Origin of the sequence: Streptomyces atratus (genome assembly GCF_900119365.1) — a bacterium.
Lineage (GTDB): Bacteria > Actinomycetota > Actinomycetes > Streptomycetales > Streptomycetaceae > Streptomyces > Streptomyces atratus_B.
This window is the reverse complement of the sequence record NZ_FPJO01000003.1, coordinates 155,031-175,694: the sequence shown is the minus strand read 5'-3', so window position 1 is coordinate 175,694 and position 20,664 is coordinate 155,031. Positions and strand designations below refer to the sequence as shown.

Below are 20,664 nucleotides of genomic sequence, written 5' to 3'. Positions count from 1 at the left end.
CCGGAGGCGTGACGCAGCAGTGGCGGCCGCCGCCGTCGTTGTCTGCCACGCCTGTTGGCCGTTCTGATCGTTCAACCGGACTGCTGTGTCTCCTGGTTGGGGTGCTTCGCGGTGAAGTCCGTGCGCCACCGTTCAATCAGCGGGGGCAGTTCGCGCAGCATGAACGTGTAGAAGTCTTTCATCTCCGCCAGTCGTCGCCCGGCGGGGGTGGACGGGTCGCCCGCCGCCGCGAGGCCCTGGTCTGCGGCCTCTCCCATGGTGGCGAGGAGCTGGTTCTGCTGCGACATGAGCGTGGCCCAGGCGCCGTCCGGGAAGCGGTAGTGGTCCCTGCGGCTGCCTGGCGCCGGGACGCGCTCCAGCAGGCCGCTCGGAGCGAGCTGCTTCACCGCACCGGACACCGCTCCGGAGCTGATCTGCAGCTCCGCGCACAAGTCGGCGGCGGTCAGCGTCTCCTGCTGGCTGAACAGAAGGCAGGTCATCACCCGCGCAGTGGTCTTCTGCATTCCGCCCTGCGCGAGGATCAGCGCCAGCTTCTCCGCCGCGTCCCGTAGCCGCTTGTCGTCGCCCATGCCGACACCCTAACCGAGCATCCCCTCCATTCAGAGTGTTCGCAGATCTCTGAAACTTCTGTACGGTTGAGTTCTGAACGCGACCGGCCGTCGTGGCCGACGGACGTTGACATCCGAGCAGTGAGGAAACGCTCATGGCCCAGATCAAGGCAGCAGCCGACTTGCACGGGATGTCCGACGAGTCCTGGAGGCGGCACGCCAACCCCTGGAGCGTCTGGACCCGATTCGCCGCCATCCCGGCCTTCGAGCTCGTGGTGTGGAGCCGGCAATGGCTCGGCTGGTGGTGCCTGGCCGGCGTCGTCGCGGTCGTGGCCTGGCTCTGGCTCAACGTGCACCTGTTCGGCCCCGTGGGTCCCACGAGCTGGGCCGCGAGGGGCATCTACGGCGAGCAGCTCCACGTCGACGGCAAGGTTCCGGCCGAGCACAGGACGATCCTCAACTGGCTGATCGCAACCGGCCTGCTCGGCTTCGCATTGATCGCCTGGGGGCTGATCGCCCTCGACATCTGGCCGCTCACCCTGGGGACGGCCTTGGTGGTGCTCGCCCAGCTGTGGCGAATCGACCGCTACGGCCTGCTCTTCCAGTACCTGGGCGACCGGACACGGGACGGCCAGTCCCCGGACACCGCGGCGTGAAACAACTCCTCGCACCCTCCACGGCCCAGCTGGATCCCTTGGCGTCGGACCTCCATGAACGGGCGGTGATGTGATGGCGCGCGACGCGGGTGCGGCAGCCGCTGTTCACGACTCACCCGGCGCGCACCGTCGTCATGGCCTTCGCTGTTGTAATTGTCATCGGTGCCGTGCTGCTCGCCCTGCCCGTCGCCACCGAGAGTGAGGGTACGCCCAACACCTCGCGGCCGAGGGCCGGGACGGGAGCTCACCGCCGCATCGACTTGTCCCGGCTCTCTTGTGGCGCAGGCAGAGCCAAGGCCATCACCGCAACGCCCGCGCACACAGCCGCCGTCGCCATGAATACGGCCCTGTACGACAGGTCCGGTCCACCGTCGGCGGTCGCGAGGGTGACGAGGGCGGCGAGCCCGACGACACCGCCGAGTTGGCGAGTGGTGTTCATCAGCCCGGAGGCTGCCCCTGCATCCTGCTCGCGGATGCCCGAGGTGACGGTGGTGGTGATCGGGGTGATGAGCAGCCCCATACCGGCGGACATGACGATCGCGGGCCCGAGCAGGCCGTCCAGGTAACCGCTGCCCGTGCTGATACTGCTCTGCCAGAGGAAGCCGACGGCGCTGAGGGCGGCGCTGAGGACGATGAGACCGCGGGCGCCGGTGCGCTCCATGACGGTGGGAGCGAGCCGGGCGGCCGCGATACCGACCAGCGTGTGGGGCAGGAAACCGACGCCCGTGGCCAAGGCCCCGTAGTGGAGGACGTCCTGCATGTACAGCGACAGGAAGTACCACATGGGGATGAAGCAGCCGCCGGCCAGCAGCATGGTGATGTTGCCCGCCCAGATCGGTCGTAGCCGCACCAGGCCCGGCGGCACCAGGGGGGCTGTCGCGTACCGGGCCTCCGTCACCGCGAACGCGATCAGCGCCACGGCACTGACCGCCAGGCCCGTCAAAGTGGCCGGCCCCGTCCAGCCCTGTGTTCCGGCCTGGTTGACCCCGTAGACGAGCGCGGTGACGCCCAGTGTGGCCAGCACCGCCCCGGGGACGTCGAGCCTGCCGGACGCCGCGCGGGAGCGATCGGCCGGCAGCAGGCGCAGGGTGGCCAGGATGGCCACGGCGCCGATCGGCACGTTGATCAGCAGGATCCACCGCCATGACAGTGTGTCGGTCAGGACGCCGCCGATCAGGTTGCCCGCCGCGCCTCCGGCGGAACTGACGGCAGTCCAGATCGCCAACGCCCTGGTACGGCCGGGCCCTTCGGGGAAGGTCGTGGTCAGGATGGTCAGCGTTGCCGGGGCCAGCACCGCGGCGCCCAGGCCCTGCACCGCGCGCATGGCGATCAGCAGGCCAGGTCCGGCGGCGAGTCCGCCCACCAGGCTGGAGACGGAGAACAACACCAGCCCCCACATGAACGCCCGCCGGCGGCCGTACAGGTCCGCGAGCCGGCCGCCGAGAAGCAGGAAGCCCGCGAAGACCAGCGCGTAGCTGCCCACGACCCACTGCAGTCCCGCAGCGTCGAAGCCGAGCGCGGTCTGGATCGACGGCAGCGCGACGTTCACCACCGACACGTCGAGCACCACCATGAACTGTGCCGCGCAGGCCAGCCATAACAGCGCTGCCTGACGGGGCGCCAGCGCGCCTGCCTCGTCCTTGGTGCCGATTGATCCGTCGGCGGCACGGGCTTCGCGTTGTCCCATGTTTCTTCCCCATCGTCGCGGCGAGCTTTTACAGTACAGGGGTACTATGAAAGTGGGTCAGACAGGAAGGGGGCACGATGCCGAAACGCGTTGACCATGCCCAGCGCCGGGCGCACATCGCTGATGCCCTGGTCCGGGTGGCCGCGCGGGACGGACTGCATGCGGTGACCATGCGTGCGGTCGCGGCAGAAGCGGGCATGTCCTTGAACCTGGTGCAGTACTACTTCGACACCAAGGCCCAGTTGATGCACGCCGCGCTGCAGCACCTTGAGCAGCAGAGCCACGAGCGGTGGTCGGCGCAGCTCGAGAGCCTGGATGATCCGGGTTCGGCCCGGGCCTGCCTGGAAGCGCTGGTCGACGAAGCCCTGCCGGTCGACGCCGACAGCCACACCTTCCAGCTCGTGTGGACGTCCTACGCGGTACTGGCAATGACCGACCCCGAGCTGGCGGAGCAGCCCTTCATCGAGGGGCCGAACCGTCTTGAGCGACAGCTCACCAGCATCCTGGCCACGGCTCAGGCGGCCGGGGAAATCGCGGCATATCTGGATGTATCGGCCGAGGCCGCGCGTCTTCTGAGTCTCGGTCACGGTGTCGGGATCAGCGTGCTGGTCGGGCAGCGGTCGGCGGCACAGGCCCGGTACCTGATGCGCTACCACCTCTCCCGCTTGTTCAACGACCCCACTCCGCCCGAGGCCCCTGGCCAGCACTTGACGGCAGTTTCCTGACCGGTGCCGGCTCGGAAACGGGAGGCCCTGCCGTGCGCCGTTCGGCGGCGCTCTGGAGTGGACTGCCCCGCTTGACGGACAGGAGAAGCTCAGTGACCACCCATACCAGGCAATTGCGGGACTTTCCCTTCGCGCCCGCCGCCGAGCTACACATGGAACCGGTCTTCGCGCAATTACGGCAGAAAGAGCCCATCAGCCGCGTCCGCCTTCCGTACGGGGGTGAGGCATGGCTGGTCACGCGTTATCAGGACATCAAGACCGTGCTGGGCGATCCGCGGTTCAGCCGTGCCGCCACGCAGCACGCCGAGGCGCCGCGGATCCAGCGTGACCCGGCGGGTGAAGGCGTGCTGATGTCGCTGGATCCCCCGGACCACACGCGCTTGCGCAAAACGGTCGCGGGTGTCTTCACCAAGCGCAGGGTGGAAGAGCTGCGGCCCGCCACGCAGAGGATCGCCGGGGAGTTGCTGGAGGCGATGGACGCCTCGGGTGCGCCGGCCGATCTGGTCGCGTCGTACGCGCTGCCACTGCCCGTCACGGTGATCTGCGACCTGCTGGGTGTACCCGGGGGCGACCGTGATCAGCTGCGGGGCTGGTCCGATGCTCTGCTGTCCACCACGGCCTGCGCGTCCGCCGAATCGGCGTCGGCCGTGCAGGCCATGGCCGACTACTTCGCCGCCCTGGTGAGCCGGCGGCGCCGCGAGCCGACCGATGACCTGCTCGGGGCTCTGGTGCAGATGTGGGACCGGGAAGAGGGGCGGCTCCGGGACGATGAGCTGGTCCTTCTCGCCCGTGATCTGCTCATCGCCGGCCATGAGACCACGGCGAGCCAGATCGCCAACTGCACCTACCTGCTGCTCCAACGCCCGCATGACATGGACCGCTTGCGCGCGGATCCGTCGGTGATGGCGTCGGCGGTGGAGGAGCTGCTGCGGTTCATCCCACTGGGCCCGGGCAGTTTCCGGGCCAGGGTCGCCACCGAGCCGGTGGAACTGTGCGGGGTGAGGATTCAGCCCGGCGAGACCGTGTTCGCCCCCACTGTGGCGGCCAACTGGGATCCGGACGTTTTCACCGATCCCGGCCGCCTCGACGTCGACAGGTCGCCCAACCCGCACGTCGCCTTCGGGCACGGTGTGCACCACTGCCTGGGTGCGCAGTTGGCCAGGCTGGAGCTCCAGGTGGCGCTGGGTGTTCTGCTGTGTCGTCTGCCGCACCTCCGACTGGCCGTCGACGAAGCGGAGATCGTGTGGAAGACGGGCACGCAGGTCGGTGGGCCGAAGACCCTGATGGTGAAGTGGTGACCAGGGCGTCTGCGGCTGCCGGCCGTTGGCGGCTGGCGGTGGATGCGGCATTGTGCATCGGATCGGGCGCGTGTGCTGGTTCCTCCGCCCATTTCCGGATGACGCAGAACGGCCATGCCGAGCCGTGCGAGGACGTCATCGTCGCCGATGACACGGCACGGGACGCCGCAGAATGCTGCCCGGTGGAGGCCATCACGGTGTCCGACACCAGCACTGGCGAGTTGATCGCGCCCGCGTGAGCCGGGGGGAAACGGTCGCCCCTTCGGCATCACACCCCCACCTGCCCCACCGGTCATGGAGGAACCGTCCCTCGGCTGCGGCCGCTTCGCGTGGAGCACCGAGGGGTTCAGGGGTGACCTTGGGCGGGCCGTGAGGCTGCCTTGCTTGGGCGTGGAGCGACGGGCGGTTCAGTGAATCCGGTGCGGCACTCAGTCGGCCTGCCCGGTCGCGAACCGGATGCCGTCGGCGTGCCGCGCCTGTCCGCTGGCATGGGCAGGCGGTCTGTGCAGCCCGTCGACGCCACCGATCCTCCGGCCGCAAAGGGAACTTCATGACCTTCGTCATAGAGCTCGACATGAACGTCACGCTCGACCAACTTGAGGACGCGGCGCGACAGCGCACGCCCGTGGAGCTGTCCGCACCCGTCCGCTCCCGAGTCCGCGCCTCGCGCGACGTGCTGGAGAAGTTCGTGCAGGACGAACGTGTCATCTACGGGGTCAACACCAGCATGGGGGGCTTCGTCGACCACCTCGTCCCGGTGTCCCAGGCCCGGCAGCTCCAGGAGAACCTGATCAACGCAGTCGCCACCAACGTGGGGACATATCTGGACGACACGACCGTCCGGACCATCATGCTGTCCCGCATCGTGTCGCTGGCGCGCGGGAACTCCGCGATCACCCCAGCGAATCTGGACAAGCTGGTGACCGTGCTCAACTCCGGGATCGTGCCATGCGTCCCGGAGAAGGGCTCCCTGGGCACCAGCGGTGACCTCGGCCCGCTGGCCGCGATCGCCCTGGTGTGCGCGGGGCAGTGGAAGGCCCGCTACAACGGACAGATCATGCCCGGTCGGCAGGCCCTGTCCGAGGCCGGCATCGAGCCGATGGAGCTGAGCTACAAGGACGGCCTGGCCCTGATCAACGGCACGTCGGGCATGGTCGGCCTGGGCACCGTGGTTTTCCAGGCCGCCCGTCGGCTCGTGGACCGCTACCTGCAGGTCTCTGCGTTGTCGGTCGAGGGCCTGGCAGGCATGACGAAACCTTTCGACCCTCGTGTGCACGGGGTCAAGCCGCACCGCGGGCAGCGTCAGGTGGCGTCGCGTCTGTGGGAGGGGCTGGCCGACTCGCACCTGGCGGTCAACGAACTCGACACCGAGCAGACCCTGGCCGCAGAGATGGGTACGGTCGCCAAGGCCGGTTCGCTGGCGATCGAAGATGCCTACTCCATCAGGTGCACGCCGCAGATCCTGGGGCCCGTGCTCGACGTGCTGGAGCGGATCGGGGCGACCGTGCAGGACGAGCTGAACTCCTCCAACGACAACCCGATCGTCCTGCCGGAGGAGGCGGAGGTGTTCCACAACGGGCACTTCCACGGCCAGTACGTGGCCATGGCCATGGACCACCTGAACATGGCCCTGGCCACGGTGACCAATCTCGCCAACCGGCGAGTGGACCGCTTCCTGGACAAGAGCAACAGCAACGGGCTGCCCGCCTTCCTGTGCCGGGAAGACCCGGGACTGCGCCTGGGCCTGATGGGCGGCCAGTTCATGACCGCGTCGATCACCGCAGAGACCCGCACCCTGACCATCCCGATGTCGGTGCAGTCCCTTACGAGCACAGCGGACTTCCAGGACATCGTGTCCTTCGGATTCGTCGCCGCCCGCCGCGCCCGGGAGGTGCTCACCAACGCCTCCTACGTGGTGGCCTTCGAGCTGCTGTGCGCCTGCCAGGCCGTCGACATCCGCGGCGCTGACAAACTGTCCTCCTTCACCCGCCCGCTGTACGAGCGCACCCGCAAGATCGTGCCGTTCCTCGACCGGGACGAGACCATCACCGACTACGTCGAGAAGCTGGCGGCCGACCTGATCGCGGGCGAGTCCGTCGACACTGCCGTGGCGGCCTGCTGAAGCCGTAGCCGGAAGGGAGACACGACATGACTACCACGCTGGCCGAACAGGCGGTTGCGGACTTCGTCCAGGAATGGAGTACGGCCGAAGAGCGGGGAGACCACAGGGCGCTGGACGATCTGCTTGCGAAGGACTTCGTCGGCGTCGGGCCCCGGGGCTTCGTGCGCAGCCGCGAGGAGTGGCTGGCCCGCTACAGCACGGGTACCGTGCGCAACCTGTCGTTCGCGGTGAGCGACCTGCGCATCCGCTGCTACGGGGAGACGGCCGTCGTGGTGGCGGCCCAGACCCAGCGGAGCGTGAACGGTGATGCCGACGCCAGCGGTGCGTTCCGCTTCACCCTTGTCGTCGTCCGCCAGGACGGGCGGTTGCAGCTCGCCGGCCTGCACCTGAGCCCGAACGCCGCCCCGGCAGGCGCCTGAGCCCCTGCCGGAACGTCATCGGCTCCGGCCACCCCGCGCTGGTCACACGGCGTGGGCGGCCGGAGCATTCGCTTCTACTGTCTCCTGTGCGCGCAGGGCGAACCGCTGGACCTTGCCCGTAGACGTCTTGGGCAGGTCCGCGGCGAACTCGACCAGGTGTGGGAACTGATGACTGGACAGACGGTCCTTGCACCACTGCCGCAGATGCCGGGCCAATGTGTCGTTGCCCTGGCAGCCGTCGCGCAGCACGATGAACGCCTTGATCCGGGTGAGGCGGTCGGTGTCCACGCCGACGACCGCTGCCTGGGCTACATCCGGGTGCTGCTGAAGGGCGGTCTCGATCGCGGCAGGAGCAACCCATAGCCCGGAGACCTTCATCATGTCGTCGGCACGTCCCTCGTACCAGTAGAAGCCGTCCTCGTCGCGGCGATATCGGTCGCCGGTGCGGTACCAGCTTCCCTGCAGCACCGAGCGGGTCTGGTCGGCGCGATGCCAGTACTGGGCCAGCGTGCTGCCGCCCCGCACGAGCATCTCTCCGCTGCCTGCGCCTTCCATATCGCCGCCGTCGGGGTCGACGAGCTTGATCTGGTAGCCGGGCACGGCCTGCCCGGAGGAGCCGGGGCGCAGGGACCGTTCGGTGTTGCTGCAGTAGATGTGCAGCATTTCGGTGGACCCCACGCCGTCCAGGATCGTCAGCCCGTACACCTCGTGCCATCGTTCCCAGACGTGAGCGGGCAGGTTCTCGGCGGCCGAGATGCACAGCCGGATGGACGACATGTCCCGAGAGCCGGCGCCAGGCGAGCGGGGCATGGCGTTGTACAGGGCCGGGACGGAGAACAGCAGCGTGGGACGCGCCCGTTCGATGGTCTCCAGCACGAGGTGCGGTGCGGGAAACCCGGGCAGCAGGACCGAGGTCCCGCCGAACCACAGCGGAAACAACAGGCTGTTGCCCAGGCCGTAGGCGTGGAAGAGCTTGGTGGTGGACAAGTGCACGTCGTCCTGCGTGACACCCAGGACATCGCCCGCGTAGTGCCGACAGGCGGGTGCGATGTCCCGCTGCAGGTGGACCACTCCTTTGGGCCGTCCGGTGGACCCGGAGCTGTACAGCCAGAACGCGGGATCCTCGGTGTGCGTGGGTGCCGCGCCCAGGTCGCCTTCGTGTGCGCGGATCAGGTCGCGCATGTGGAGCGTGCCTTCGTCCGGCCCGGCGGGCTCGGTGCTGATCACCATCACGCCGGCCTCCTGCAGAGTGGGCGCGAGCTCCTCGTACCGGTCCGTTTCGATCACAGCAGCCCGGGCGTAACTGTCCTGAGCGTAGAAACGGAGCTGTTCTGGGCTGGTTTGATAGTTGATCGGGACCGGGATGGCGCCGATGCGGCTGGCGCCGAGGAAGGCGGTGAAGAATGCCGGGGTGTCGTCCAGGACGAGCAGGACGCGCTGTTCAGGCTGGATGCCGAGCGCGCGCAGGGCTCGGCCCATTGCGCACATGCTCCGGTACAGCTCCCCGTAGCTGACGGGGCCGTGGGGGCCGTAGAGGGCAGCCTTGTTGCTCAGGCCGGTGTCGAGGTGGTGGTCGATGAGGGTGGAGAGGTTGAAGCGGTCGGTGGTCATGTCGGCTCCTGTTCGAGGGGGTGTGGAGCTGATCGGCCCCGGGTGTGGCCCTGCCCCGGTCGCGGCGTTGGCCGGGAGCCGGGGCAGGGCTGGGTGGGGGCGTGGTGGGGTCAGGGGTTGCTCGGGGGGATGTTCTGGTTGAGGCGGAACAGGTTGGTCGGGTCGTACTTGGTCTTGACGGTCTGCAGCCGTTCGAACTTGGCGGCCCCGTAGGAGTCCCGCGTGCGGTCCGCCTCGCCCGGGTTCAGGAAGTTGACGTAGCCGCCGGAAAGGTGGCTGGCCAGGGCCTGGTAGCCCTCGCGAGCCCAGGCGGTGTGGCGGGCGTCCTCGGTGGGGTCCGTCCAGGCGGCGGCCAGGTTGGTCACGAACGGCGACTGGCGGTTGGGGTAGGCGGTGGCGTCGTCGGGGACGCGCGCCACGGCCCCGCCCAGGTAGAGCAGTTCGAGCTGGGTGAACGGGGAGGCGATGTCGGCGGCGTGTTCCAGGACCGTGTCGATGGCGTCGTCGCTCAGTTCGTTCAGGTAGCCGCTCTTGGTGTAGATGCGGTCGGGGACGACGGCGCCGGGGAAGGAGTATGCCTGCAGGGCCCGGTAGGGCAAGGTCGCCTTGGTCAGGCCGTGGGGCTTGCCGACGTGGAGGATGGACTCGAGCTGCCGCTCACCCTCGTGCGGATCCCCGATCCAGCAGCTCATGGCGCAGATCACCGGCTTGCCGTGCATGTCGGCAGGCAGTTCGGGCAACGGTGGTGCCAGGCGCAGGTACAGGGCCCAGGTCAGTTCGTCGGGGGCGGCGGCCATGTGGTCGCGCCAGGCCCGGATGACCTGGGGCCCCTCGTCCAGCGAGTAGTAGGTGCTGGCGAAGCGGACGGGTCCGACCCGGTGGAGGCCGAACTCGAATGCGGTCACTACGCCGAAGTTGCCGCCGCCGCCCCGGACGGCCCAGAACAGGTCGGGGTTCTCGGTATCGCTCGCGGTGAGGACTGCGCCGTCCGCGGTGACGATCTCCACGGAGGTGAGGTTGTCGATGGACAGGCCGTACTTGCGGCTCAGCCATCCGAACCCGCCGCCGAGGACGAGTCCCCCCAATCCGGTGTGGGAGACCACGCCGGCGGGGGTGGCGAGCATGTGGGCCTGGGTGGCGGTGTCGAACGCCCCCAGCAGGCAGCCGCCCTGGGCTCGCGCGCGCCGCAGGCGGCGGCTGACCTTGACGCTGTTCATCAAGGAGAGGTCGATGACGATCCCGCCGTCGCATACCGAGTGCCCGGCCATGCTGTGTCCTCCGCCGCGGACCGCGACCAGCAGGCCGCTCTTGCGGGCGAAGCTCACCGCGGCGACCACATCCGGGGTGCTGGTGCAGCGGGCGATCAGCGCGGGGCGCCGGTCGATCGTGCCGTTCCAGATGCGGCGCGCCTCGTCGTAGTCGGCGTCGCTCGGCCAGATCAACTCCCCCCTGAACGCCGCGCTGAACGCGGCCAGGGTGGCAGGGTCGAGCTGTGGGAACTGCATGCTTGTCCCTTTCTGCGGCGCCACGGCGGGCGCTTGACGGGGGTGGCGGCTGGGGCGCGTCAGAAGTCCGGCGTCAGCGGGTCGCATCCGTAGAGGGCGAGCTGTGTCAGGGCGGCCCGTACGGCTTCGATATCGGCGTCCGGCTCGCCCGCGCGGGCCGGCAGCAGGGCGAGGGCTGTCGCCTCGCCGCGGGCGACCGCGGGCGTGCGCCGTGCCAGGGCGGTCAGGCTCTGTCCGGGGCCTGCTTCGATCAGGAGGTGAGGGCCACTGCTCAGCAGATGCTCGAGGGTGGGGCCGAACAGGACCGGCTCGGCGGGCTGACCGGTCCAGAACTGCCAGTCGGTGGCGAGCTCGTCGGCAAGTTCCTGCCCGGTGTAGGCGGAGTAGAGGGTGGTGTGCGGCGGGTGGAGGGGCGGACGGGTGAGGGAGCCCGCGTGGGCTGTGACGACGTCGCGCATCACCGGGTGGTGGAAGGGCTGCAGGGCGCGGGCGCGGGAACAGGTGATCCCGGCACCGCGGAGGGCGGCTTCCACGTCGGCCAGGGCCTCTTTTGGGGCGGAGAGCAGTACCTGGCGCGGTGCGTTGACGGCGCCGATGACCACGCCTGGCACCAGGTGGGCTTCGACCTCCCTGGGGCTGGCGGCCACGGCCAGCATGCCGCCGCGCGGGGCGTGCTGGTAGACGCCGATGTATTCGGATAGGTAGCGCAGGCCGCAGTCGAAGGAGAACACGCCGGCCAGGGTGGCGGCGGCCAGTTCCCCCACGCTGTGGCCCAGTAGGACATCGGGGCGCAGACCGGACTCGATGAGCATGGTGCCCATCGCGCAGTTGACCGCGTACAGCAGGGGCTGGGCGTAGGAGATGTCGTCGAAGGCCGTGGGCGGCGTGGCCGCGAGCCATCCTTCGCGCAGGGTGCGTCCGGCCGGTCCGAAGGCGTCGAAGGCGTGGTCCATCGTGGAGGTGAAGGACTTGGAGACGCCGTAGAGGCCGGCGGCCATGCGGGAGTGCTGTGCCCCTTGGCCGGGGAAGGTGAGAACGACTCTGGGGCGCGGCGGACAGGGGCATGGGGTGGGGGCATCCATCAGCTGGCTCCTGCGGTGCAAAAAAAAGGGGGCGGGAGGAGGGCGGACGGGTGCCTCAGTTCCTGCTGGCGGGGACGTTGACGTACTCGAGGACGGCGCGTGGTGTCTTCAGGTCCCGGATGACGTCCTCCGGGATGTCGATGTTGTAGCGGTGCTTGAGCTGGGCGGAGGTCTCCAGCAGGACCAGGGAGTCGTAGCCGAGGAGCTCGAACTCGCGGTCGAGGATGTCGTCGCCCTGGGCGAGGGCCTGCTCGTCGCCGGAGCACTCGCTGAGGATCTGCAGGAGCTGGTCGATGTTGAGCATGCGGAACGGTCCCTTCTCAATGGGTGGGAACACGGGGAGTGGTGGTTTCAGGGGGTGTGCTCGACGATGACGGCCGAGTTGAAGCCGCCGGCGCCGCGCGCGAGGACGAGGGCCCTCGACAGGGGGCACGTGCGTGGGTTGTCGCGGACGAGGTCGATCTGGTAGTCGTCGACGACGTCGGTGACGTTGACGGCCGGTGGGATGACGTTGTCGCGCAGCGCGAGCAGGGCGCACACCACGTCAAGTGGTCCTCCGCCGGCCATCAGTCGGCCGACCATGGTCTTGGGCGCGCAGACGGGGACGCCGTACGGGCCGAAGACGGAGCGCAGGGCATCGGCTTCCTGGGCATCGAGGTCGGCGACGCCTGCCGCGTCGGCGACGACGAGGTCGATGGCGTCGGGCTGCAGCCCCGCATCCGCCAGGGCCAGGTCAAGGGCGCGCCGCAGACCGGAAGGCCGTTGCGTTTCGGGGGCGGGGTCGAACGTTGCCGCGTAGCCGGTGATCTTTCCGTAGGGACGTCGGTCGGTGCGTCCTCGCGCCGATTCGGCGTCCTCCATGACGAAGAGGGCGCCGCCTTCTCCCGGCACATAGCCGCATGCCTGCTGGTCGAACGGCAGGTAGGCGGTGGCGGGGTCGGTGGCCGTGCTGACGGTGCCGGAGGCCAGGTGTGACACCCAGCCCCATGGGTCGAAGGAGGACTCGACACCGCCGGTGACCATCAGGCGGCTGCGGCCGCGGGTGATCGTGCGGCGGGCGTGCCCGATGGCATCGAGGCCGCCTGCCTGTTCGGCGACGACCACGCCGCCCGGGCCGCGCATCTTGTGCCGGATGGAGATCTGGCCGGTGTTGACGGCGTAGAACCATGCGAAGCACTGGTAGACGCTGACGCGGTCGGGACCTTGCGTCCACAGCCGCTGCATCTCGCGGTGGGAGAACTCGAAGCCGCCGGTCGCGTTCGAGGTGACGACACCGCACTCGTAGGTGCCGAGTTCGGCGATGTCGACCTGGGCATCCTCCAGTGCACGGTCGGCGGCGACCAGGGCGAGCCGGGTCACGCGGTCGGTCTGCGGCAGCAGCCGCCCGGGCAGGTGCTCCTTGGCCTCGAAGCCGGTGATCTGCCCGGCGAGGCGCGCGGTGTACGGCGAGGGGTCGAACTCCTGCAGCGGGGCGATGCCCTGGGTGCCGGCCAGGGTGGCGTTCCAGTACTCCTTGACGCTCAGGCCGGTGGGCGCGGTCACACCCATCCCGGTGATCACGACGTCGGTGCTCATGCGCGGCCTCCTCGCCACTTCTCCAGGACCATGGCGCTCTGGAACCCGCCGAACCCGCTGCCCACGGTGAGGACGACGTCAAGGTCCACGTCACGTGCCTCAAGGGGGACATAGTCCAGGTCGCAGTCCGGGTCGGGCTCATGGAGGTTCGCGGTGGGGGGCACCACTCCGTTGCGGATGGCCAGCGCGCAGGTGGCGACCTCGATCGCCCCGATCGCGCCGAGAGAGTGCCCGATCATCGACTTGATGGAGCTGACCGGGACGTTGTAGGCGTGCTCGCCCAGGGCCTTCTTGAACGCCTCGGTTTCATGAAGGTCGTTCTGCTTGGTGCCCGAGCCGTGGGCATTGATGTACCCGACGGCCGTGGGGTCGGTGCGGGCCTCGTCCAGGGCGGTCGTGATGGCGCGGGCCATCTCATTGCCGTCCCGGGACAGGCCCGTCATATGGTACGCGTTCGAATGCGCGGCGTATCCGGTGATGGTGCCGTAGATGTCGGCTCCGCGTCGCCAGGCGTGTTCGCTGTCCTCCAGGACCAGCATGGCCGCGCCCTCGGCGATGGCGAATCCGTCCCGGGTGCGGTCGAAGGGGCGCGGGGCGTGTTCCGGATCGTCGTTACGGCGGGTGGTGGCCTTGATCGCGTCGAAGCAGGCCACGGCGATCGGGGTGATGGGAGCATCGGTGGCGCCGGCGACCATCACGTCGGCGCTGCCCTCCTGGATGAGCTGGCAGGCATGGCCCAGGGCGTCGATGCCTGAAGTACAGCCGGCCGAGATGACCGACACCGGTCCTTCGGCACCGGCCGCCCAGGCGGTCTCGCGGGCGAGGGAACCAGGTACGAAGTAGTCGAAGAGGTGGGGGGACTGGTAGTTCTGGTCGACCAGCCACTGGCGTCCCTCGTCGGACAGCACGACGTACTCGTTCTCGATGCTCGTGGCGGATCCCACCGCGTTGCCCACGCTCACACCGATACGGCCGGGGTCGATACCCGTGCCGGAGGTGATCCCGGCTTCCGCCACCGCCCGTCTGGCGCAGGCCACGGCCAGCAGGCCGGCCCGGTCCAGACGCCGGACCTCGCGGCGGGTGAACCCGCAGGCCAGCGGATCGAGATCGACCTCTCCCGCCACCTGGGAACGGAAGGGCGTGGGGTCGAATGCCGTGATCCTGCGGATCGCGCTGCGTCCCGCTGTGATCATCTTCCAGAAGCCCTCGGTATCCGTCGAACCGGGTGCGAGGACGCTCAGGCCAGTTATGACTACGTGTCGGCTCACACCTCGAGACCTTGCGGGGTGCTGCTCCAGCGGCAGTTAACAGCCACTCATTCTCTGCTCCAGAGCGCCTTGCTTGGGCGGCAGAGAGTGCCTTGCCCGGGCGTGGACCGGCCCTGCACCGCCTGCATGGAGCCTCGTCGTCGGGCCGGCCCGTTCCGGCCACCCCGACGAAGGGAGAAAGTCTCGCCATGCCCGCACACACCGAATCCACAAGCGTCGCCCTGGTCACGGGCGGCACGAGCGGCATTGGTCTGTCGATCGCACAGGCCCTGCTGCAGGACGGGCTGAAGGTCGTCATCACCGGCCGCGACCCCGGGAAGCTGGATACGGTCGTCAGGTCGCTGACGATGGAGGACGACCACTTCGACGTGGCCGGCTACACCTGCGACGTACGGGACCGCGACGCGGTCCACGACATGGTGGAACGGTGCGCCAAGGAGCACGGCGAACCGAAGGTGCTGGTCAACAACGCCGGCCGCAGCGGTGGCGGCGTGACTGCCGCGATCCCCGACGAGTTGTGGCTGGACGTCATCAACACCAACCTCAACAGCGTCTTCTGGGTGACCCGCGAGGTCATCCGGAGCAGCGATGCGATCAAGCAGCCGGCCGGGCGGATCATCAACATCGCTTCCACCGGCGGCAAGCAGGGCGTCCCGTACGGGGCCCCGTATTCGGCGGCCAAGGCCGGTGTCATCGGCTTCACCAAGGCACTCGCCAAGGAGTTCGCCGCCCACGGCGGCCCCACCGTGAACGCGGTATGCCCCGGCTACGTGGAAACGCCCATGGCCCAGGACATCCGCGCCAGTTACGCCAAGCTCAACAACGTCTCCGAGGAGCAGGTCCTCGCCGACTTCGAGGCGAAGATCCCTCTCGGCCGCTACTCCACCCCCGAAGAGGTGGCCGGCATGGTGCGCTACCTGGTCAGCCCGGTAGCCGCGTCGGTGACCGCCCAGGCACTCAACGTCTGTGGCGGGCTGGGCAGTTACTGACGCTACGACGGGAAGAGGGACACACGCATGACCATCGATGCATCCCCCGAGTCCTCCGCCTTCGGCTTCGAGGGCCAGACCTACTACGAACACCGGCGGCTGCGCCTGTACGACGCCGTGGTCGTCCACGCGTCAAACCGGCTGCTGTGGCGCTGCCCGAAGTCACGGCTGCTCGACCACTACAACGACTGGGTCACCTCCCGTCACCTGGAGATCGGCCCCGGCTCGGGCTACTACCTGGACCACTGCCGCTTCCCCGCAGGCAAACCCGAGCTGACCCTGCTCGACCTCAACCCCGACCCGCTCAAGTTCGCCGCGCACCGCCTGCGCCGCTACACCCCGCGCTGCGTGCAGGCGGACATCCTGGAACCCCTGCCCGATCTCGTCGGCAGCGGCTTCACATCCATCGCCTACAACTACGTGATGCACTGCCTGCCCGAGCCACCGGGCGGCAAGAAGATCGTCTTCAAGCACCTGCGCGAGGCCCTCGCGCCCGGCGGCGTCCTCTTCGGCAGCACTGTCCTGTCCCAGGGTGTGGAACACACCGCCCTCTCTCGCCGCTTCAACATCCTCTACCAGCGCCAGGGTTCTTTCCACAACCAGCACGACAGCGTGCATGGACTGCACCAGGCCCTGGACGAACACTTCGCCAGCCACTGGATCGAGGTACGCGGCAGCGTCGCACTCTTCGCAGCCCGCGCATCGCAGACCACCACGCCCCACCACCCCGGCGTATCCGTGGACCCTGATGAGTGAGGAGAAGCGCATGACGGCCGGGGCCACCTACCATGATGCGGCCATCCCCCTGACGGCGCTGTGGACCTCGCCCTTCGCGCGGTGGGGAGGTGCCCTGGCCCACATCTCCAGCCTCGACCTGGCCGTGGCCGCCACCAGCCGGGCACTGTCGGAGCGCGGCATCGACCGCAACGCCATCGAGGGCCTGGTACTGGGCTGGACCGTGCCGCAGCCCGCCATCTTCTACGGAGCCACCACACTCGCGGCCCGACTGGACATGCCCCAGGTCTTTGGACCGATGCTCAACCAAGCCTGCGCCACCTCCGTCGCGGCCCTGCACCAGGCCGCCGCGGCGGTGGGCACAGGAATCGGACCGCAACTGATCGTCACCACCGACCGCACCAGCAACGGCCCGGACCTGTCCTGGCCCTCACCTTCCGGTTCCGAGCAGAGACCAGTACGCGAGAACTGGGTACGCGACAGCTTCTCCCGGGATCCCGTTACCGGACAGAGCATGCTCGCCACAGCCGAAGCCGTCGCGGCCGAGTGCGGCTTCACCCGCGACGACCTGGATGTCCTCGCCGTCCTGCGCTCCGAGCAATACACCGCCGCGCTTAGCGACGACCGCGCCTTCCAGCGCGACTTCATGGTCGGCATCGAGATCGAACGGGACGAACTCGGCACCGTAGGACTCCTGGCCGACGAAGGCGTGCGGCCGGTCACGGCCGACAGCGCCGGTCGACTTCCGACGGTCCTCCCCGGCGGCGTCCACACCGCCGCCACGCAAACTCATCCTGCGGACGGCACAGCGGGGGCCCTGGTGACAACGACACCGCGCGCCCGTGAGTTCGCCGACCGCGGCCCGATCGTGCGCCTGGTCGCATCCGGCTTCGCGCGAGTGGAGCCGGCCCGCATGCCCAAGGCTCTCGTTCCGGCCGCACAGGCGGCGCTGCACGCCGCCGGGCTGAAGATCGACGCGATGGATGGCATCAGCACCCACAACCCCTTCGCGGTGAACGACCTGTACTTCGCCCGGGAAACCGGGGTGGCACTGGAGGCCATGAACGCGTCCGGCTGCAGCCTTCTCTTCGGACACCCCCAAGGCCCGACCGGGCTGCGGACGGTCACGGAACTCGCACACGTGCTGAGGGCACGAGGCGGCGGGCTGGGGCTGTTCACCGGGTGCGCCGCAGGCGACACCGCAGCAGCACTGATCATCGAAGTGACCGACTGACCCGGCCTCCTGGTGCCCAGTGCTGGGAATGCAAGGGGACACACCCCGAGCGGGCTGTGGTGAAGGAGTCTTTCGGCCTTCACCACAGCCCGCTCGGTCTGTGCCTCGGCGGCCCCCTTCGGGGTACGGTCCCCGGCCGTCCCCCGAGCGGCGATCACCTCCCGTGGCCAGCCAGCACCATGGCGATGCCGGCCTGGGCGATGCCGCTTTCCTGGACCTGCCGTACGGCCGCGGCCTCGCGCGCCATGGCCGCTTCCACGGCACGCAGCGAGGGCCGCATCAGCCGCAGATGTGCGGCCGTGGACGAACCCGGCTGCGTCCACCGGTGGATCAGCCGGATGGCGGCGGGGATGAGATCCTCCGGCTCGACGATGCCGTCGAGGAGACCGAGGTCCAGTGCCTGGGAGGCGCTGAGCCCGGCGCTGTTCATGATCAGGTGCAGGGCCCTGGACGCGCCTGCGAGGCGGGGTAGGAACAGGCTCGCGGCATTGGACACGGTGAGCCCGACACCGGTCTCCGGCCATGAGATCGCGGCCTGGGCGGTGGCGATGCGGGCGTCGAAGCTCAGCGCCATCTCGCCGGCGCCGCCGACGGCGATGCCGTTGAGGGCGGCAACGACCGGGACTTCGGTGATGAGAGCGGCACGGGTGATGTCGTTGAACAGCTTCATCTCCGCCAGCAGATCGAGCTCTGAGGCGGCGGCTTCGCGCAGGTCCATTCCGGCAGAGAAGGCTTTCCCTCGGCCGGTGATCACCACTCCGCGAGCCTGGCTGCCGTCGCCGTAGTGGCGCAGCAGCTCGGCCAGGTCCCGGCGCATGTCGCGAGTCAGGGCGTTGAGTTTCGCCGGACGGCTCATGGCGATCACAGCAACGCCGCTGTCGACCGTGATGGTCAGGTCGGCGGAGCTCAGCAACGGCGGTACGTCGCTCATACCCACGCGTCCATCGCAGCGTCGAACGCACCGGTGCGCTGGTCGTCCCCGGGACGAAGCAGCTGGCGCTTCTGGATACGGGCGGAGGAAGTCATAGGGAAGGAGCCGACGAATTCGACGTAGGCAGGAACCTTGAATTTCGCGAGGTGGCGGCGGGTGTGCGCGAGGACACTGCGAGCCGTTGCCGTGGTGGGGCGGTAGCCGGGACGCAGCTGCAGGAAGGCTTTGGGCAGCTCACCGAAGAGCTCGTCGGGGATCCCGACGACGGCAGCGGCCAGGAGTGCCGGATGACCTTCGAGGACGCTCTCGACCTCGGCCGCTGCGATGTTCTCCCCACCGCGCCGGATCATGTCCTTCAGCCGTCCGGCGTGAACCACGCTCCCGGCCGCCCCGGCACGTCCGAGGTCGCCGGTGTGGTACCAGCCGCCGCGGAACGCCTGCTCGGTACTATCCGGGTTGTTCCAGTAACCCTTCATCATGGGCCTTCCCCGCACCAGAATCTCGCCGATCTGCCCGGGCTGGACAGAGCCCTGCTGTCCGTCGGCGACAATGACCTCCTTGCCGGCCGGCGGATACCCCATCGCCCCGCTGCCCACGGTGGCCTCCTCACCAGGCGGCATGATCAAGTCCAACCCGCTCTCGGTGGAGCCGTACACCTCGCGCCAGGCTGCGCCCCAGCGGTCCTCGAACGCACGGTGCAGGTCGCGCGGGATGCCCGAGCACAAGACCAGCCGCATCGCATGATCGCGGTCTCCCGAGTGGGACGGCTGCTTGTACAAGAGCATGGGCATGCTGCCCAGCACGTAGGTCAGCGTGGCCCGGTGCTGGCGGACGGAGTGCCAGAAGCCGGAGGCGGAGAACCGCGGGAGCACCACCAGCGGAACGCCGCCCATCAGGCACATCACGGCTTTCCACTGGGGATCCATGTAGGAGAACGCCTGGGCCGTCAGCACGACGTCGTCCGGGCACAGGCCGGAGTGGACAGCGATCATCCACGCCGTGCGCAGCCAGTAGTCGTGGCTGAGCATGCAGGCTTTCGGAAAGCCCGTGGTGCCGGAAGTGTACTGGAAGTTGACGGTGTCGCCCGCGTGGGCCGACAGACCGGGACCGTCCACCGGCCGGTCGCCGAAACCGGCCTCCAGTTCGCGTAGCGTCCGGACCGCACAGGAGTGCCCGATGCCGCCGCTCACGTCACGGGCCAAGCGCACGCAGCCTGGAGAGGCCAGTACCAGCACGGCCTGGGAGTCTTTCAAAACGTGCGCGAGGTCCGTGGAGCCGAAGCGGGTGTTGACCGGTACCGTAATGGCACCGGCCTTGATGGCCGCGAACCAGCTCAACGGCCAGTCCGCGACATTGTCCATCATGATCGCTACGCGGTCACCCGGTTTGACACCTTGGGCGATCAGCGCCTGCGCCAACCGGTCGGTGCGGGTGTCGGTCTCGGAGAAACTGAGCGTCTTGTCGCCGCATCGGAGGAATTCCTTGTCGCCGTGCAGCAACGCGGCATCTTCGATGAGTTCGCCAATGGTTTTCCAGCCCGGTCCCGCTTCGGGACACCGAGCGTCGGTCACAGACTGTGTTGCGGCCTGAGGGGCCGGTTCCATGTTGCTGGCCTCCGTCGCATCAGGCGGTGGCCCTTGCCACCGGTCTCCACTGGACAGGGCACCACCGGCAACTTGAGGGGCAAGCAAGGCAGCATCACGGGCTGCTCTCGTCCACCGCCTTGCCCTGGCCGAGCTTGTCTCTTTACCCGGCTTGGAGAAGCAGCCCTCACCGTGACTACGGCAAGAGTTGACCAGACCCGAGCGGAGGAGAGTGCCTTGACCCAGGCCCCGCACAAGCCGGAGGAGACCGCGGTGTCCGCGGCGTTGTTCGCAGAGATTCAGCAGTTCTACGGGCGCCACATGCGGGCCATGGACGAAGGCCGGGTGGCCGATTGGACCGACGACTTCACGCATGACGCGGTCTTCGCCACCAACGCCCGCCCCGAGCCCCAGCGCGGGCGGGCCGAGATCGCCCAAAACGCGGAGGCCGCAGCGCGCCAGCTGCAGGAGAAGGGCATCCTGCGCCGCCACTGCGTCACCACCATGGAGCTCCAGCAAGCAACGGGGTTGACGCTCCTGGCCAAGACCTATGCCCTGATCACCAAGACGGTGGTGGGAGGCCGGTCGGAGCTGGAGTTCGTGTGCACCTGCGAGGACGTGCTGGCCCGGCACGAGGACCGATGGTTCATCCGGCACCGTCAGGTGTTCCGGGACGATCTCCCTAAGGGCTGAGAC

20 protein-coding genes are annotated in these 20,664 nt (G+C 68.8%); 10 read left to right on the top strand and 10 right to left on the bottom strand.

Translation table 11 applies throughout. The features are described from left to right. Positions 1 to 71: 71 nt before the first annotated feature. The gene (locus BT364_RS07665) at positions 72 to 569 is read right to left on the bottom strand and encodes a GbsR/MarR family transcriptional regulator (RefSeq protein WP_072484356.1); all 498 of its coding nucleotides are present in this window, start codon (positions 567 to 569) and stop codon (positions 72 to 74) included. Between the two features lie 134 nt (positions 570 to 703). Here BT364_RS07665 and BT364_RS07660 point away from each other — a divergent pair, with 134 nt between their 5' ends. Further along, positions 704 to 1,204, top strand: a complete 501-nt coding sequence (locus tag BT364_RS07660) for a DUF6653 family protein (RefSeq protein ID WP_072484355.1) — start codon at positions 704 to 706, stop codon at positions 1,202 to 1,204. 244 nt (positions 1,205 to 1,448) lie between these two features. On the opposite strand, the gene BT364_RS07655 is transcribed toward BT364_RS07660, so the two are convergent. Continuing rightward, a complete protein-coding gene (locus tag BT364_RS07655; RefSeq protein ID WP_079179356.1) occupies positions 1,449 to 2,891 on the bottom strand; it encodes an MFS transporter in 1,443 nt (480 codons plus the stop codon). Positions 2,892 to 2,968: 77 nt separating this feature from the next. On the opposite strand from BT364_RS07655, the gene BT364_RS07650 reads away from it, so the two are divergent. The 5 genes from BT364_RS07650 to BT364_RS07630 all read left to right on the top strand — a co-directional run bounded on the left by BT364_RS07650 (position 2,969) and on the right by BT364_RS07630 (position 7,455). After that, on the top strand, positions 2,969 to 3,616 hold the full coding sequence (locus BT364_RS07650) for a TetR/AcrR family transcriptional regulator (RefSeq protein WP_072484354.1): 648 nt from the start codon (positions 2,969 to 2,971) through the stop codon (positions 3,614 to 3,616). Positions 3,617 to 3,708: 92 nt separating this feature from the next. Beyond that, on the top strand, positions 3,709 to 4,914 hold the full coding sequence (locus BT364_RS07645) for a cytochrome P450 (protein WP_256259627.1): 1,206 nt from the start codon (positions 3,709 to 3,711) through the stop codon (positions 4,912 to 4,914). 98 nt (positions 4,915 to 5,012) lie between these two features. Further along, on the top strand, positions 5,013 to 5,153 hold the full coding sequence (locus BT364_RS42610; protein ID WP_256259626.1) for a hypothetical protein: 141 nt from the start codon (positions 5,013 to 5,015) through the stop codon (positions 5,151 to 5,153). 311 nt (positions 5,154 to 5,464) lie between these two features. Further along, positions 5,465 to 7,036 (top strand): phenylalanine aminomutase (D-beta-phenylalanine forming), encoded by a 1,572-nt coding sequence (locus BT364_RS07635; protein WP_072484352.1) that lies wholly within the window; start codon positions 5,465 to 5,467, stop codon positions 7,034 to 7,036. Between the two features lie 26 nt (positions 7,037 to 7,062). Beyond that, on the top strand, positions 7,063 to 7,455 hold the full coding sequence (locus BT364_RS07630) for a nuclear transport factor 2 family protein (RefSeq protein ID WP_072484351.1): 393 nt from the start codon (positions 7,063 to 7,065) through the stop codon (positions 7,453 to 7,455). A gap of 42 nt (positions 7,456 to 7,497) precedes the next feature. Here the strand turns inward: BT364_RS07630 and BT364_RS07625 are convergent, their stop codons facing one another. From BT364_RS07625 to BT364_RS07600, 6 genes are all read right to left on the bottom strand, one after another. Further along, entirely contained in the window at positions 7,498 to 9,066 is a 1,569-nt protein-coding gene (locus BT364_RS07625) for a benzoate-CoA ligase family protein (RefSeq protein WP_072484350.1), read from the bottom strand. Positions 9,067 to 9,176: 110 nt separating this feature from the next. Next, entirely contained in the window at positions 9,177 to 10,571 is a 1,395-nt protein-coding gene (locus BT364_RS07620; RefSeq protein ID WP_072484349.1) for an FAD-binding oxidoreductase, read from the bottom strand. 59 nt (positions 10,572 to 10,630) lie between these two features. Beyond that, positions 10,631 to 11,653 carry an acyltransferase domain-containing protein gene (locus BT364_RS07615; RefSeq protein ID WP_072484348.1) on the bottom strand — a complete coding sequence of 341 codons (1,023 nt, stop codon included), beginning with the start codon at positions 11,651 to 11,653 and terminating at the stop codon, positions 10,631 to 10,633. Positions 11,654 to 11,708: 55 nt separating this feature from the next. After that, on the bottom strand, positions 11,709 to 11,957 hold the full coding sequence (locus tag BT364_RS07610; protein ID WP_072484347.1) for an acyl carrier protein: 249 nt from the start codon (positions 11,955 to 11,957) through the stop codon (positions 11,709 to 11,711). Positions 11,958 to 12,004: 47 nt separating this feature from the next. Then, on the bottom strand, positions 12,005 to 13,228 hold the full coding sequence (locus BT364_RS07605; protein ID WP_072484346.1) for a ketosynthase chain-length factor: 1,224 nt from the start codon (positions 13,226 to 13,228) through the stop codon (positions 12,005 to 12,007). Next, positions 13,225 to 14,496 carry a beta-ketoacyl-[acyl-carrier-protein] synthase family protein gene (locus BT364_RS07600; RefSeq protein WP_072484345.1) on the bottom strand — a complete coding sequence of 424 codons (1,272 nt, stop codon included), beginning with the start codon at positions 14,494 to 14,496 and terminating at the stop codon, positions 13,225 to 13,227. Before BT364_RS07600 ends, BT364_RS07605 begins: the two co-directional genes overlap by 4 nt. A 188-nt stretch (positions 14,497 to 14,684) precedes the next feature. Here BT364_RS07600 and BT364_RS07595 point away from each other — a divergent pair, with 188 nt between their 5' ends. From BT364_RS07595 to BT364_RS07585, 3 genes are read left to right on the top strand one after another with little or no spacing between them, the layout of a single operon-like run. Then, a complete protein-coding gene (locus BT364_RS07595) occupies positions 14,685 to 15,485 on the top strand; it encodes an SDR family NAD(P)-dependent oxidoreductase (protein WP_072484344.1) in 801 nt (266 codons plus the stop codon). A 27-nt stretch (positions 15,486 to 15,512) separates the two neighbouring features. Continuing rightward, positions 15,513 to 16,241, top strand: coding sequence for a class I SAM-dependent methyltransferase (locus BT364_RS07590; protein WP_072484343.1), 729 nt, complete (start codon positions 15,513 to 15,515; stop codon positions 16,239 to 16,241). Between the two features lie 10 nt (positions 16,242 to 16,251). Next, positions 16,252 to 17,454: a thiolase family protein gene (locus tag BT364_RS07585; protein ID WP_072484342.1), complete on the top strand. Its 1,203-nt coding sequence runs from the start codon at positions 16,252 to 16,254 to the stop codon at positions 17,452 to 17,454. Positions 17,455 to 17,608: 154 nt separating this feature from the next. On the opposite strand, the gene BT364_RS07580 is transcribed toward BT364_RS07585, so the two are convergent. Together BT364_RS07580 and BT364_RS07575 are read right to left on the bottom strand one after the other, a co-directional pair. Beyond that, complete coding sequence (locus BT364_RS07580) at positions 17,609 to 18,385, bottom strand: enoyl-CoA hydratase/isomerase family protein (protein WP_072484341.1); 777 nt, start codon at positions 18,383 to 18,385, stop codon at positions 17,609 to 17,611. Continuing rightward, positions 18,382 to 19,989 carry a class I adenylate-forming enzyme family protein gene (locus tag BT364_RS07575; protein WP_072484340.1) on the bottom strand — a complete coding sequence of 536 codons (1,608 nt, stop codon included), beginning with the start codon at positions 19,987 to 19,989 and terminating at the stop codon, positions 18,382 to 18,384. Before BT364_RS07575 ends, BT364_RS07580 begins: the two co-directional genes overlap by 4 nt. A gap of 216 nt (positions 19,990 to 20,205) precedes the next feature. On the opposite strand from BT364_RS07575, the gene BT364_RS07570 reads away from it, so the two are divergent. Beyond that, the gene (locus BT364_RS07570; RefSeq protein WP_072484339.1) at positions 20,206 to 20,661 is read left to right on the top strand and encodes a nuclear transport factor 2 family protein; all 456 of its coding nucleotides are present in this window, start codon (positions 20,206 to 20,208) and stop codon (positions 20,659 to 20,661) included. The last annotated feature ends 3 nt before the right edge of the window (positions 20,662 to 20,664 follow it).